The following is a 13,476-nucleotide window of genomic DNA, read 5'->3' as shown; positions in this document are numbered from 1 at the left end:
GGCCGGCCCGATGTACAACTACCCCCGCCCCCTCTCGGCGGAGGAAGCACAGCGGGCCATCGAGGAAATGGAACTGGCCGGCTAGCCCCCACCCCCTCCCTCCGCCGGCGGCCCCTCCCAACACCGCCCTGCCCCATTTTTGACAATCTGCCCGCTCTCTGCTATACTGAGGGCGTGCGGTGGAGAGGGCCATCCACCGGCGTGACTGGAGGGATGGCAGAGAGGACGATTGCGGCGGTCTTGAAAACCGTTGTGGGCTTTGCCCACCGGGGGTTCGAATCCCTCTCCCTCCGCCTGATGGCTATCTCAGAAGCAAGGGGAGATGCCAGAGTGGTCGATTGGGGCCGCCTGCTAAGCGGTTGAGGGGCTGAATAGCTCCTCCTAGGGTTCGAATCCCTATCTCCCCGCCTTGGCAAATCATATATATGCCCCCGTAGCTCAGTGGATTGAGAGCGCTTCCCTGCGGAGGAAGAGGCCACAGGTTCGAATCCTGTCGGGGGTACCAAGCATGGCCTTGTCACCATACTGGTGGCAAGGCCTTTTTCTCCCATCCGCCGGCACCCGATCAGCGATATCAGGAGGGACACGATGAACCACCTGCCGCTGACATCCGAGGACATGGAACTGATCCGCGCCGCCGAAGAAACTCTGCGCCGCGCCTATGTACCGGACCGCCATACGGTTGCCGCCGCCGTGCGCGCCGGCTCCGGCCACATCTACACCGGTGTCAACATCGAGGGCATCCACGGCCCGTGTGCCGAACCGGTCGCTCTGGGCAACGCCTTCGCCCACGGCGAGCGGGACATCCTGGCCGTAGTAGCCGTCCACCGCGCGGAGAACGGCTACACGGTACTGTCTCCCTGCGGGAACTGCCGCCAGCTCATCCTCGAGTACGCGCCGGATGCCCATGTCATCCTGGTCGAGGATGGCCAGGTCATCAAAGCGCCGGCGCACGAGCTTCTGCCGGGCGCCTACCACTATTTTGACCACAACGCTCCTGCCGAATAATCCGGCATCCCGGGCCACAGCAGTGCCGTGCCTCCTCGTGCGCAAGACGGTGGTAGAGAGCCGGCCTCCCGCCGCTTGACAACACCGCCCACCCGTGTTATTATTCGCAATAGTTGAACATCTATTCATAGATTTGAGAAACGGAGACGATGAACGCCGGCACGGACCAACCGCAGGAATCCTGTGCGCTGTCGCTCCCCTTCGTGGATGAGCAAACCGCCGCACGCCTTGCGGAGATATTCAAGGCGCTGAGCGACCCGACCCGCGTGCGGTTGATCGCCGCACTGTGCGCCGGCGAACGCTGTGTGCATGAGCTGGCCGAACAACTCGAGATGAGCCAGTCCGCCATCTCCCACCAGCTCCGCACCCTGCGCCAACTGCATTTGGTCCGCTCCCATAAGGAAGGCCGGCATGTCTACTACGCGCTGGACGACGATCACGTGCTCACCCTTTTCGCCCAAGGACTGGACCACGTCCAGCACATCTGACGGACTGCCGGCCATCATAGCCCATCATCCTGACCGCATGGAGACCTGACAGCACGTCGCGACGGGGCGACCGCAAGGTCGCCCATTATCCTGAATTATCAATGAACATATGCTCATATTCTCATAGATGAGGCGCTGACATGGAAGAGCTACAGCACCGTCCATTCCCTGAACAACCCGAACTGCGGGAATGCCCCGCCTGTATCGGCCGGCTGAAGGACAACTTGCTCGCCCAGGCCGGCGTCGAGGCCGTGGACATGGACGCACAGGGCATCCTCCGCGTACGCTTTGATCCGGAGCGGGTCTCCTCCGCTTCCCTGCTGGAGCGGGCACGCCGGCAAGAATCCACCCTCCAACAGGACATCCGCCACCTGCGCTACACCATCGGCGGTATGGACTGCACCGAATGTGCGCGCACCATCGAGAAAGCGGTCCGCCGGCTTCCCGGCGTGCGGGACGCCTTCGTGAATTTCGGGCTGGGGACGCTTATCGTCGAAGTCGAAGGTGATGCCGAGCCTGGGCCGGCCATCGAGCGACAGGTCTCCTCCCTGGGCTACACTCTGCAGGAAAGCAACGGCGCTCAGGTCACTGTGTTTCGCGTGGAGGGCATGGACTGCGCGGACTGCGCCGCCAAACTGGAGCACATTGTGGCATCGCTGGAGCAGGTGCGCGCTGCCAAAGTAAACTTCGGCGCCGGCCTGCTCACGGTGGAGCATCAGCGGCCGGATATCATCGAGGCGGTCCAACAGCAGGCGCTGGCCGCCGGCTACCGCGTGGAACCCGCCGAGCGAGCCGCGCAGGGAACCTCCGTTCCCTGGTGGAAGCCGCGCGATCGGCGCGAGTGGCTGACGCTGGCCAGCGGGCTGGCCTGGGCGGCCGCCGGCATCCTGCATCTTGCCGGCGCGGGGCCGCTCCTCACCATCCCATTTTGGGCGGCTTCTATTGTGCTGGGCGGATTTCCCATCGCCCGTGCCGGCCTCGCCGCGCTCCGCACTGCCCGTTCCATCGACATGAACCTGCTGATGACGGTAGCGGTACTCGGGGCGGCCGGCATCGGGGAATGGGCAGAGGCCGCCACGGTGGTCTTCCTCTTCTCCATCGGTCACATCCTGGAGGCGCGCACCATGGACCGCGCCCGGAATGCCATCCAGAAGCTCTTCGACCTCTCACCGCGCCTGGCGGCACGCCTGCGCGACGGCATGGAAGAGAAGGTACCGGTGGAGACCCTCCAGGTCGGCGACCGCATCCTGGTGCGTCCTGGTGAGCGCATCCCCATGGATGGACAGGTGCTGGCCGGCCGCTCCAGCGTGGACCAATCTCCCATCACCGGGGAATCCATGCCGGTGGAGAAAGGCCCAGGCGATGTGGTGTACGCCGGCACCCTCAACGGCGAGGGCGCGCTGGAAATCGCCGTCACCTGCCTCGCACAGGACAATACCCTGGCGCGCATCGTCCACATGGTGCAGGAGGCCCAGGGCTCGCGCGCCCCATCCCAGCGTCTGGTAGACCGCTTCGCGGCGGTGTATACCCCGGTCGTGCTGGCGCTGGCCGCCGGCATTGCCGCGGTGCCTCCCCTTGCGCTCGGGGAACCCTTCCTGCCCTGGCTCTACCGGGCGCTCACCCTGCTGGTCATCTCCTGTCCCTGCGCGCTCGTAATCTCCACTCCGGTGGCCATCGTCTCCGCGCTGAGCCAGGCCGCCCGCCAGGGCATACTGATCAAAGGAGGCCTGCATCTGGAGAACGCCGGCCGGCTCAAAGCAGTGGCCTTCGACAAGACCGGCACCCTCACCCGCGGCCGGCCCGTCGTGACCGATCTCATCAGCTTCAACGGCCATAAACCGGAGGAACTGCTGGCCATTGCCGCCTCCATTGAGGAGCGCTCCAGCCACGCGCTGAGCGAAGCGATTGTATCCGCCGCACAAGAGCGCGGCCTGATGCGCTGGAAGGCCGAGGATTACCGGGCGCTCGCCGGCCAGGGCGCCATGGCGCGCGTCAACGGCTGTCTCTTTATCCTGGGCAACGCCCGCCTGATGGAACAGTACGCCCTGCTCAACCCGGAGGCCCGGGAACAGCTCGAGGCGCTCCAGGGAAAGCGCCGCAGTGTGGTGCTGGTAGCCAGCCGGGAAGCATGCGAACATGCTGGAGGGCCTCATCTCATTGGCGCCATTGGCCTGGCGGACGAACCCCGTCCGGAAGCCGCAGAGGCCGTGCGAAGACTGCGCGCCGCCGGCATATCCCGCATCATCATGCTCACCGGCGACCATCACCGCGTCGCCGAGGCCATCGCCGGCGAGCTGGGCCTGGATGAGTATTACGCGGAGCTTCTGCCGGCGCAAAAGGTACAGATCGTGGATGAGCTGATAAAACGCTACGAACGGGTCGCCATGGTGGGCGACGGCGTCAACGATGCGCCGGCGCTGGCCCGTGCCACCATCGGCATCGCCATGGGCGCCGCCGGCACCGACGTAGCGCTGGAGACCGCCGATGTGGCGCTCATGTCAGATGACCTGCGCAAAATCGCCGACCTGGTGCAGTTGGGCCGGCGCACCCGCCGCAACATTATCCAAAACGTCGTCTTTTCCCTGGCCCTCAAGCTGACGTTTCTGGCGTTGGCCGTGGCCGGCATGGCCACACTGTGGATGGCCGTCTTCGCCGATGTCGGGGCCTCCCTGCTGGTGACGCTGAACGGACTGCGCCTGCTGGCCGGCCCCCGCCATCCCGTCCACACCCATTCCGGGTGACAGTTCCCCTCGCCGACGGATGAAAGGGGGAAGAGGGCCGGCCCTCTTCCCCCTGCGATTTGCGGATATTTGCGCCGCTGATTATTATATCTTCCGGAACGGCCCGGAGGTCCCACAAAATGCCCACCCCAACTCCAGCCCAGCGCATCTATCGGCTCATCCTGTTCTTTTTCTTCCTGGTTTTCGTGGGTGTCGTCGGCTATATCCTCATCGAAGGGCTTTCCCCGCTGGACGCCCTCTATATGACCATCATCACGATCTCGACCGTGGGCTTTCAGGAGGTGCGGCCGCTTTCGGCCAACGGACGCCTCTTTACCATGACATTGGTACTGTTGGGGGTCGGTGCCGGCGCCTATACCTTCGGCACCATTGCGGAATTCCTGGTCGCCGGCGAGCTGGCCGGCACGCTCAAACGGAGGAAACTCATGCGCGCCATCGAACGCCTGCAAGGACATTATGTCATCTGCGGATACGGTCGGATCGGAGAACAGGTGGCTCGTGGGTTGGTTGACGAGGGCATCCCCTGTGTCATCGTGGATCAGGCCAGCGAAGCCATCCAGCGCTGTGAGCAGTGCGGCATCCTGTACGTCATGGGGGACGCTACCGAGGACGAGACGCTCCTGCGCGCCGGCATCCAGCGCGCCCGGGGCCTGGTGGCCGTGCTGGACAATGACGCCGAAAACGTCTTTGTCGTCCTCAGCGCCCGCTCGCTTAACCCGAACCTGACCATCATCGCCCGCGCCACGACTCGGGAGGCCGAGGTGAAACTGCGGAAAGCCGGCGCCGACGGCGTCCTATCCCCGTATCAACTGGCGGCGCACCGCATCGTGCGCGAACTTACCCGCCCGCACGTCATGATCTTCCTTGAGAAGGCCATGGGGAACGACCCGGAGCTGTACATGGAGGAAATCCGCATCCACCCCTCTTCGGAGCTGGTGGGGAAAACACTGGGGGAAGCCGAACTGCGCACGCGCACCGGCGCCAACGTGCTTTCCATCCTGCGCGGGGCGGATCAGCGGGTGATCGATTGGGCGCCCGACCTGACCCTCCAGGCCGAAGATGTCATGGTAGTGCTGGGCCGGCCCGAACAGGTGGAAGCCCTGGCGCGGCTGGCCGGCGATGAGAGATTTCTATTGCGCTCCACCAGAAGGCGAGGGGGAAGGAACCCTTAATCCTGAATGCCGCCGCGCCGGCGGGCCCATGCCGCGGCGGCCATCACGTCCAGCAGGAGCGCACCAGCCGCCATCACCACCCACCCCCATCCCCAGGGCGCCGGCGCGCCGTACACCCGGTCGATAGCCGGCTTGACCCGCAGGAACGACCATACCGCGCCGGCCGCGGCCAGGGAATTCACTCCGGCCGCCAACAGGATGCACCAACGCCACGGCAGAAGCCACCATATCGGCACCAACACCAGCGCGGCCAGGCCGGCCAGCATGATGACAGTAGCAAGACGAAACTCGGGCATCCAGAGCAGGGCCGGATACCAGGCCGGCGGCAGGAGCGTCAAAGAAGTCAGCACGCCGGCCGCCAGACCTACAAGCCCCCCGTACCAGCGCAGTCGCAGGGCGGGATGAATGGCGCACAGTGCCAGCGCGAGGGCGATGGCGCCGGCCGGCAGGAGGAACCAGCCGCGCCACACCGCCAGGATGCCGGCGCGGAACTCCCCCAGAAACTTCACATACTCCGCCAGGTCATAGCCCAGCAGGACCAGGCCAGCGGCCTTATGGCTGACCCAGGGCCCCCAGTACCCGCATACCAGCAGGGCCAGGCCGACCAGTACGCCGGCCCTTTCCAGACCGTTCACGCGCGTATCACTCATGCATCACCTGCGCATATTCACGTATCAGCGCCTCCGCCGATCTCTGCCAGGTGAACCCGGCCGCCCGCTCCAGGCCGGCCGCCCGCAGTCGCGCCCGCAGTTGACTGTCTTCCACCCCTTGACGCAGGGCCTGGGCGATGGCCGCTTCATCCAGAGGGTCGAACAAAACGGCCGCATCGCCGACTACCTCGGGCAGGGAAGAGGCGTTGGAGCAGGCGACCGGACAGCCGCATGCCATGGCCTCCAGCGGCGGCAGACCAAACCCCTCGTACAGGGAAGGATAGACGAAGAGCCAGGCGCGGCGGTACAGCGCCGGCAGGAAGCGGTCCTCCACAAAACCCAACAGATGCACATGCTCGCGGGCGCGCAGGGCGCGGTGGGTCTCGAATATCTCCTCGTACAGCCACCCTTTCCCGCCGGCGATGACCAGCTCGGGGAAATCCCCGCCGGCCTCCTCCCATGCCCGTTCGTACGCCCGCATCAGCCGCACGTAATTTTTGCGCGGTTCCAGCGTCCCCAGGCTGAGAACGTACGGCGCGCTCAGCCCAAAGCGCTCGATCAGCTCGGCATCCAGCGCCGGCTCGGGGGCCGGCGAGAAGCGCTCCTCCACCCCGCCGTACACCACCGCGATCTTCTCGGCCGGAACGCCCAGCAGTTGCACCAGATCCTCCCGCGTCGCCTGTGAATCGGCCAGGATGCGCGCCGCCCGCTTCAAGGAACGCGGCACCACCCGCATGAGATAGCGCCGCAGGTTCGGATGCGCGCACTCGGGAAAGCGCAGGAAAGAGAGGTCATGCACGGTGAGGATGCCGGGGGCACGGGTCGGCGGCAGGACGAAGTCGGTGGCATGAAAGAGGTCACAGCGGCCGGCCCACACCTCCGCCGGCAGGGGCGTGCCGGCCCGATGCCACAAGATGGTCAGGGCACGCTCCGGCACCGCGGTGTCCGCCAGCCGCACATGGGATGGCCAACCGGCCCGCTCGGGATGACCCGCCGGCACGGGGCCGGCCACGAAAAGGGTCACGCGGTGGTTTGCCATGAGCGGCACCGCGGCACGGATCAGGTGGCGGGTCAGCCGGCCGATGCCGGCGGCCTGGCGCACCGCCGGCGTGTAGTCAATGACAATGTGCACCTTACAGGCCCTTATAGGTCCAGATGCGGTTGATGCCGTAGTTCCAGAACAGCACGATAAGGATGGCGATGGCCTTGGCCACGTTATACCCCAGCCGGCCCAACCACGGCCCGAACACGTAATGGTCCAGGCTCAGGAACACCAGTTGATTGATGCCCAGCCCAATGAGGTTCACCAGGACGAACTGCGGCAGTTGGGTGCGGATGGGCCGCTGGCGGGATTCCGGAAACGTCCATAGGCGGTTCCAGGTGAAATTGCTCAGCACTGCCGCGCTGAACGAAAAGGTGTTGGCCAGCGCCTTGGACCACCCAAAGGTCAGTATCAGGAAGTTGAGCACGCTGAAATCCACCACCGCGCCCAGCGTGCCCACCAGCGCGAACTTGATGAAGCGCTCTAATTCCCGGGCGTTGCCGCGCGCCCGCTCCAGTGCGCCGGCAACGAAGGGGATTTTACACAGGGGCGTCTTTCCCAGAAAGCCCAACCCCCAATCCACCAGCCTCGACATGGACAGTGTCTCGTTCCTCATGCGCGGATGCCCTTGCCAATGGGATGATCAATCCGAGCCACAGGGCAATTTGCAGGTAAATGCCCTGGACATACAGGTTGTCGAACAGGTTGTGCACGCTGAGATGGGCGATGATGCCCAAGACACCCAGCGCCAGGCCGCGCCAGATGCCGGCGCTTCGCCGGCGGGCCTGCCAGGCCTGCCAGGCCGCGCCAATCCAGAACAGCACATAAGCCAGCGCGCCGAACAGCCCCGTCTCCGCCGCGATGTTCAAATAATAGTTATGCGCATGCCCCAGCGGCTCCGGCCAGCGCGGCAGGCGGTACGCGGGATACACCGGTTCGTAATTCCCGATGCCCACGCCCAGCCAGGGATGCTCGCTGAACATACGCTCCGCCGCCTGCCAGTGCGCCAGCCGTTCCACCACCGCCCAATTCGCCGGCGTCGGCACCACGTCGCTCACATCCCCCAGCGTGAAGTAATCGGTGAAATCTGTCACCCGCAGTACCAGAGACGCCGGCAGTGCCTGCCCGAGTTCCATCACGATGAAGACGCCGGCCAGCACCAGCACGGCCAGCATCGTCAGGAATGCCGCCCGCCGGCCGCGCAGGACCAGCACCGTCAGCACCGCCGCCGCGGCGCCGAACCACCCGCCCCGCGACCAACTCATCAGCACAGCCGGCCCCATGGTCAGCACGCCGGCGGCGCCCAGAAGCCACAGCGCGCGTTCCCCCCAGGATGCGCCGGCCCGCCACGGCCAGTAGCTGATGACCAGGGCCAGCGCCGCCGGCAGGATGATGCCCAGATAGCCGGCATACGGGTTAGGCTGGCGGAATGTCCCATAGGCGCGCATGAAGCGCCCGAACAGGATGAACCCCTCCGGCCCGACCCCACGCAGGAACTGATACCAGCCCAGCAGAGCGGCGGCAATACCGGCCGCAAGCGAGGCGCCCAGGACGACCTTCCGTTCGCCGGCGTTCGGCAGGGATGCGGCGCACAACATCACGGCGCCGAATTCCAGCCATTTGCTCAGCTCCTTGACGGCATAGCTCAGGGAAAGCGCTTGGGTGATGGAAACCAGCATGGCCGCCACCAACAGGCCGAACAGGGGCCACAGCCGGCTGGGCGCCATCCATACCCGCCGCCATGCCGCCATGTACATGCACCAGGCCGCAATGACGAACAGCGCGTAGAATTCTGCCAGCCCGACCGACGCCGGCCCCAGCGGCACCTCCCGCAGGGAGCCGAAGGGCACCAGCAGTGCCAGGAAGCCCAGCCCCAGCGCCGGCCGTATCAGGGTGATGCCGACAGCCAGCGCGCCCCCTACGATCAGGACACCCCACGATAGGGGGGCCAGTGCCAGCATGACAGCCAGGCCGGCCGCAGTTATCGCGCCGACGGCATCGCGCCACGACAGGCCGGCGGGTGAGGAATACCCCCCAATACCCAGCCGGCGCTTCCCACCCTGATTTGTCACCGACCCTCTTCCTTATGCTCACACCGTCTACCCGCTCAATATAGGCACGGCATGGGGATTTGTCAAAACACTGGCCTATCACGGCCCGATGATGCGCCAACCGCATCCCGATTTGTCAAACGCCCCCTCTTGTGGTTACATTATGCCAGTCCAGCCGGCGCGGTCCGGCGACACATCACCTTCAGGATGCCAGCATGCAGTCCGGCCTCATCTCTGTGATCATCGTCAACTGGAACAGCGGCCATCAACTGGCGCTCTGTCTGGAATCCCTGGCACAGCAAACCCATCGCCCTCTGGAGATCATCGTCGTGGATAATGCGTCGAGCGATGGCTCTTTGGCGCCGGCCCTTGCCGCCGGCCGCGTGCAGGTCATCCGCAACGACAACAACGCCGGCTTCTGCCGCGCCTTCAACCAGGGCTATGTCGTCAGCCAGGGCGAGTTCATTGTGTCCCTGAACCCGGACGTGTACCTGCTCCCCGACTTCCTGGCCCGGCTGGCGGAACGGCTGGGGGACAAGCCGGCCGCCGGCCTGGCCTGCGGCAAGCTCTGGCGCGGCGACAGCCCTTGGGCCGGCTGTACCCTTGATTCGACCGGACTGTTCCTCTCCCGCTCCCGCCGGCCCTACGACCGCGGTCAGGGCCAGGTTGACCGCGGTCAGTTCGACCGCGCCGAAGAGGTCTTCGGCGCCTGCGGCGCGGCCTGGATGGCGCGCCGCACCATGCTGGAGGATGTGCGCTGTCTTGACGAAGTGTTGGACGAGGACTTCTTCGCCTACTACGACGACGCCGACCTGGCCTGGCGAGCGCGTTCCCGCGGCTGGCAGTGCTGGTACGAGCCGCGCGCCGCCGGCTGGCATGGGCGCGGCGGCGGCGATACCCTGCGCAAGCCGTCACGCGCCCCGAAAATGGCGTTCGCCCAGCGCCATGCCGTCAAAAACCGCTACCTGATGATGCTGAAGAACGACACCCTCGCCGGCCTGCTCCCGGCCCTGCCGCGGATATTGGCGGAGGACGCCCTCCGCCTGGGCTACATGGCTCTGCGCCGGCCGGCCCTCCTGGGCGCGTACCTGGATGTCATCCGCCTCCTCCCCCGCATGCTGGAAAAGCGCAGGGAGATCCGGGGCCGGCGCCGGGTGCCTGACCGCTCCATATATCGGTGGTTCCGATGATGCGCGTCGCCGAGGTCTTCTACGAACCCATCCTCAGCGGGCAGGCGGTACATGTGCTCTCGCTCGCCCAGCATCTGGACCGCCGGCAGTGCGCCCTGCATGTCTGCTATCCTGCCGGCGATGAGCGCACCCGCCGGCGGCTGGCGGAACTGGGAGTAGCGGGGCATCCCTGGCCCATGGGCAAATGGCAGAACGCCGGCCCCTTCCTGGCCCTCCTGCGGCTGGTGCGTCAGGAGCACATCCAGATCGTCCATGTGCACAGCCAGTTCGCCGGCATCTGGGCGCGGCCGGCGGCGCGGCTGGCCGGCGCCGGCGTCGTCTACACCCCGCAGACCATCCGCATCCGCCAAACCGCGCTCCAGCCCATATATGAGGCGCTGGAGCGCGCCTGGCGCCGCATCACCGATATCACGATTGCCGTGTGCGAGGCAGACCGCCAATGGATGCTGGCCAAGGGTTGGGGAGAGCCGGCCTCGGTGGTCACCGTGTACAACGGCCTGGATTGGCAGGAGTGGGAACCGCGCCAGATGAGCAGGGAGAAAGCCCGGGAACAGCTGGGATGGCCGCAATCGGTGCCGGTCATACTGCAGGTCGGCCGGCTGGACGCCCAGAAGGCGCCACAGGATTTCGTGCGCATGATGCGCCACCTGCACGCCCAGCGTCCAGACGCCCGCGGCTTCCTGGCCGGCGACGGCCCTCTTCGCGCGGAAGTGGAAGCGATGGCCCGGCAGTACGGCCTGGAGCACGTCATCACCCTGCTCGGCCAGCGCCAGGACGTGCCGCTCCTGCTGGCCGCCGCCGATGTGGTGACGCTGACCTCCTATTGGGAGGGACTGCCATACAGCCTGCTGGAGGCCGGCGCCATGGCCCGGCCGGCCGTCGCCACCGCCGTCAACGGCGTGCCGGAGGTTGTCCAGCATGGGGTGACCGGCCTGCTGGCGCCGGCCGGCGAGCCGGCGGCCATGGCCCAGGCTGTGCTGAGGCTGCTGAACGACCCCGCCCGCGCCGGCGCTATGGGTCTGGCCGCCCAGCGGCGGGTGCGCGAGACCTTCGACGTCCGCCGCACCGCGGAGGGGGTGATGCGTGTGTACCAGCAGGTCCTACAGCGACGAGGGCTTTGACCCATGCCGTTCACAGTGACGGGTGACCCGGACGTGGAACAGCGCATCGCCGGCCACATGCGCCGCATCTGCCAGGCGGTCCTGGAAGCCGCCGACGGCATGGTGCGCAGTATCATCCTCACGGGAGGATTCGGCCGCGGCGAAGGGGGCGCCGCGCCGGACGAACACGGCCGGCTTCAGCCCGTCAACGATTACGATATCCTGGTGGTGTGCCGGCGCGATGACTGGCTCTCCTGGTGGCGACTACGCCGCCGGCTGAAAGCCCTTGAGCCGGCGCTGAGCCGGCACTGCGGCGTGCGGGTAGACCTGGCCTGCAAGACCCCTGGGATGCTGGCCCATGCTCCCCTGACGGTCGAATCGCATGAGATCGCCGTCGGCCATCAGGTCTTATGGGGCGATGGCTCGGTCATCGAGGCGATCCCCTGGCGAGACGCCGGCCTGCTCCCACCTTGGGAGGCAACCCGCTATCTTTTCAACCGCGGCGCCGCCCTGCTGTGGTCCCAGCTCATGCTGGACGACGAGCCGCTCACCGAGCCTGTGCGCCGCTTCGTTCATATCGCTGTACAGAAGGCCCGCTTGAGCTGGGGCGATGCGGTGCTCATCCTGCGCCGGCGGTACGACGCCATATACCGCCGGCGGCCGGCCCTGCTGGAGACATGTCCCCTGCCGGCGGAGCTGGAATTTATCCGGCCGGCGTATGCCCAGGCTGTGCAGGATAAGCTCATGCCGGCCTGTCCATTGTATGACAAGTCCGACCTGGCGCAACTGCTGGCGGAAACCCTTGCCCGCCACGAACGGGTCTGGCGCTGGGCGGAGACAGAACGCCGGACGGCACAGGGACAGGGCCAGGCCTTCTGGCTCTCCTTTTTCCAGCACGCCGCGCCCTTACTGCGCGATCCATCCGCCCGGCTCCCCCTCTCGACCCGTTTGTATCATTACATGGTGACACTGGCCCGCCTTCGCCCGCTGACGCCGGCCCTGTGGGGAGAACACCCGACGGAACATCTGGTGCGCGTCCTGCCGCTACTGCTGTTCCTGCCGGCGGAGCAGGTGCCCTGGCCGGCGGTTGCGCGCCGGCTGAGCTGTCTGGGCACAGACTGGAAACGCTCCCCGCGCCAGGCGTTGGGCCGGCGGTTCATCCGCGCCTGGCACCCAGGCCCTCCTTTTTGAGATGAGCATATGCGGCACACGGTGACTGTTGCGATCGCAATCGACGCGTTGAGCTGGCCGGCAGTGGAGAAAAGCGGCTTCCTGCGCGAGCTGTGCCCCTTCCGCAAGCCGCTGCGCACCATCCTCGGCTACAGCTCCGCCGCTATACCATCCATCCTGACCGGTCAGCTCCCCCAGGTGCATGGGCGTTGGTCGTACCTGTATTACGACCCCGCCCATTCGCCCTTCGCCTGGACGCGCTGGCTGAACCTGGCCGGCCCGCTCCTGCACAACCGGCTGGCCGACAACCCACTGCTCAAGCGCCTCATCGCGCGCTGGACCGCCCGCCGGCACGGCTTCGACGGCTACTTCCCGGTCTATGATTTTCCCCTGCGCTACCTGCACCTGATGGACCACTGCTCCAAGCGCTGGGACTTCCGCCCGGGCGCCTTCGACTGCCCTTCGCTGGTGGAAGTGCTGGACCAGCATGGGGTGCCGGCCCGCTTCCTCACGTACCCTATGCCGGAGGAAGAAATTTTTCAGCAGTGTGCCGGCGCCCTGCGCCCCGATGGGCCGCGTCTCCTTTTCCTGTACCTGGCCTCGGTGGACGCGCTGGGGCACGCCGGCGGCCCCGACTCGCCGGCCATCCTGGCGCGCCTGCAGTGGTACGAGCGCCGCATCGAGGAACTGCGCCGCGCTGCCGAGACCGCCGGCGTAGATATTCACCTGCTCGCCTTCTCCGACCACGGCATGGTGCCCGTGCGGGGGACGGTGGACCTCCGCCGGCGGGTCGAAGCCCTGGGTTTGCGCTTCGGCGTGGATTATGTCGCGGTCTATGATTCCACCATGGCGCGCTTCTGGTAT

At 66.3% G+C, this 13,476-nt stretch carries 12 protein-coding genes and 3 tRNA genes; 11 read left to right on the top strand and 4 right to left on the bottom strand.

All coding sequences use genetic code 11. The features are described from left to right. The first annotated feature begins 207 nt into the window (after window positions 1-207). The 7 genes from H5T60_04510 to H5T60_04480 all read left to right on the top strand — a co-directional run bounded on the left by H5T60_04510 (window position 208) and on the right by H5T60_04480 (window position 5,409). Window positions 208-293 (top strand) — tRNA-Ser (locus tag H5T60_04510). A gap of 23 nt (window positions 294-316) precedes the next feature. After that, window positions 317-407, top strand: a tRNA-Ser gene (locus H5T60_04505). 20 nt (window positions 408-427) lie between these two features. After that, a tRNA-Arg gene (locus tag H5T60_04500) sits at window positions 428-505 on the top strand. A gap of 83 nt (window positions 506-588) precedes the next feature. Further along, on the top strand, window positions 589-1,008 hold the full coding sequence (locus tag H5T60_04495; GenBank protein ID MBC7241687.1) for a cytidine deaminase: 420 nt from the start codon (window positions 589-591) through the stop codon (window positions 1,006-1,008). Between the two features lie 149 nt (window positions 1,009-1,157). After that, window positions 1,158-1,496 carry a winged helix-turn-helix transcriptional regulator gene (locus H5T60_04490; GenBank protein ID MBC7241686.1) on the top strand — a complete coding sequence of 113 codons (339 nt, stop codon included), beginning with the start codon at window positions 1,158-1,160 and terminating at the stop codon, window positions 1,494-1,496. Window positions 1,497-1,636: 140 nt separating this feature from the next. Beyond that, window positions 1,637-4,237, top strand: a complete 2,601-nt coding sequence (gene cadA, locus H5T60_04485; protein ID MBC7241685.1) for a cadmium-translocating P-type ATPase — start codon at window positions 1,637-1,639, stop codon at window positions 4,235-4,237. A 119-nt stretch (window positions 4,238-4,356) separates the two neighbouring features. Beyond that, a complete protein-coding gene (locus tag H5T60_04480) occupies window positions 4,357-5,409 on the top strand; it encodes a potassium channel protein (GenBank protein MBC7241684.1) in 1,053 nt (350 codons plus the stop codon). Here H5T60_04480 and H5T60_04475 read toward each other — a convergent pair. The 4 genes from H5T60_04475 to H5T60_04460 are packed head-to-tail and all read right to left on the bottom strand — an operon-like array spanning window position 5,406 to window position 9,173. Then, window positions 5,406-6,059, bottom strand: a complete 654-nt coding sequence (locus H5T60_04475) for a hypothetical protein (protein MBC7241683.1) — start codon at window positions 6,057-6,059, stop codon at window positions 5,406-5,408. The genes H5T60_04480 and H5T60_04475 overlap by 4 nt on opposite strands. Then, window positions 6,052-7,191 carry a glycosyltransferase family 4 protein gene (locus H5T60_04470; protein MBC7241682.1) on the bottom strand — a complete coding sequence of 380 codons (1,140 nt, stop codon included), beginning with the start codon at window positions 7,189-7,191 and terminating at the stop codon, window positions 6,052-6,054. Before H5T60_04470 ends, H5T60_04475 begins: the two co-directional genes overlap by 8 nt. A 1-nt stretch (window position 7,192) precedes the next feature. Further along, window positions 7,193-7,696, bottom strand: a complete 504-nt coding sequence (locus tag H5T60_04465) for a GtrA family protein (GenBank protein MBC7241681.1) — start codon at window positions 7,694-7,696, stop codon at window positions 7,193-7,195. Then, entirely contained in the window at window positions 7,641-9,173 is a 1,533-nt protein-coding gene (locus H5T60_04460) for an O-antigen ligase family protein (protein MBC7241680.1), read from the bottom strand. The genes H5T60_04465 and H5T60_04460 overlap by 56 nt, the downstream gene beginning before the upstream one ends. A gap of 194 nt (window positions 9,174-9,367) precedes the next feature. Here H5T60_04460 and H5T60_04455 point away from each other — a divergent pair, with 194 nt between their 5' ends. From H5T60_04455 to H5T60_04440, 4 genes are all read left to right on the top strand, one after another. Further along, a complete protein-coding gene (locus tag H5T60_04455; protein ID MBC7241679.1) occupies window positions 9,368-10,342 on the top strand; it encodes a glycosyltransferase family 2 protein in 975 nt (324 codons plus the stop codon). After that, window positions 10,339-11,463: a glycosyltransferase family 4 protein gene (locus tag H5T60_04450; GenBank protein ID MBC7241678.1), complete on the top strand. Its 1,125-nt coding sequence runs from the start codon at window positions 10,339-10,341 to the stop codon at window positions 11,461-11,463. The genes H5T60_04455 and H5T60_04450 overlap by 4 nt, the downstream gene beginning before the upstream one ends. Window positions 11,464-11,466: 3 nt before the next feature. Continuing rightward, complete coding sequence (locus H5T60_04445; protein MBC7241677.1) at window positions 11,467-12,633, top strand: hypothetical protein; 1,167 nt, start codon at window positions 11,467-11,469, stop codon at window positions 12,631-12,633. A 21-nt stretch (window positions 12,634-12,654) separates the two neighbouring features. After that, the coding region (locus H5T60_04440) for an alkaline phosphatase family protein (protein ID MBC7241676.1) at window positions 12,655-13,476 on the top strand (822 nt) is incomplete at its 3' end.

This window comes from Anaerolineae bacterium, from assembly GCA_014360855.1.
Taxonomy (GTDB): domain Bacteria; phylum Chloroflexota; class Anaerolineae; order JACIWP01; family JACIWP01; genus JACIWP01.
The sequence above is the reverse complement of the archived record's forward strand: the minus strand, read 5'-3'. Positions and strand labels throughout refer to the sequence as shown.

Bases quoted from the DNA above. Each gene is read 5' to 3' on its own strand.
- H5T60_04455 (MBC7241679.1), top strand. From the start codon at position 9,368: ATGCAGTCCGGCCTCATCTCTGTGATCATCGTCAACTGGAACAGCGGC.
- H5T60_04445 (MBC7241677.1), top strand. From the start codon at position 11,467: ATGCCGTTCACAGTGACGGGTGACCCGGACGTGGAACAGCGCATCGCC.
- H5T60_04465 (MBC7241681.1), bottom strand. From the start codon at position 7,696: ATGTCGAGGCTGGTGGATTGGGGGTTGGGCTTTCTGGGAAAGACGCCC.
- H5T60_04475 (MBC7241683.1), bottom strand. From the start codon at position 6,059: ATGAGTGATACGCGCGTGAACGGTCTGGAAAGGGCCGGCGTACTGGTC.
- H5T60_04450 (MBC7241678.1), top strand. From the start codon at position 10,339: ATGATGCGCGTCGCCGAGGTCTTCTACGAACCCATCCTCAGCGGGCAG.
- cadA (MBC7241685.1), top strand. From the start codon at position 1,637: ATGGAAGAGCTACAGCACCGTCCATTCCCTGAACAACCCGAACTGCGG.
- H5T60_04495 (MBC7241687.1), top strand. From the start codon at position 589: ATGAACCACCTGCCGCTGACATCCGAGGACATGGAACTGATCCGCGCC.
- H5T60_04480 (MBC7241684.1), top strand. From the start codon at position 4,357: ATGCCCACCCCAACTCCAGCCCAGCGCATCTATCGGCTCATCCTGTTC.
- H5T60_04490 (MBC7241686.1), top strand. From the start codon at position 1,158: ATGAACGCCGGCACGGACCAACCGCAGGAATCCTGTGCGCTGTCGCTC.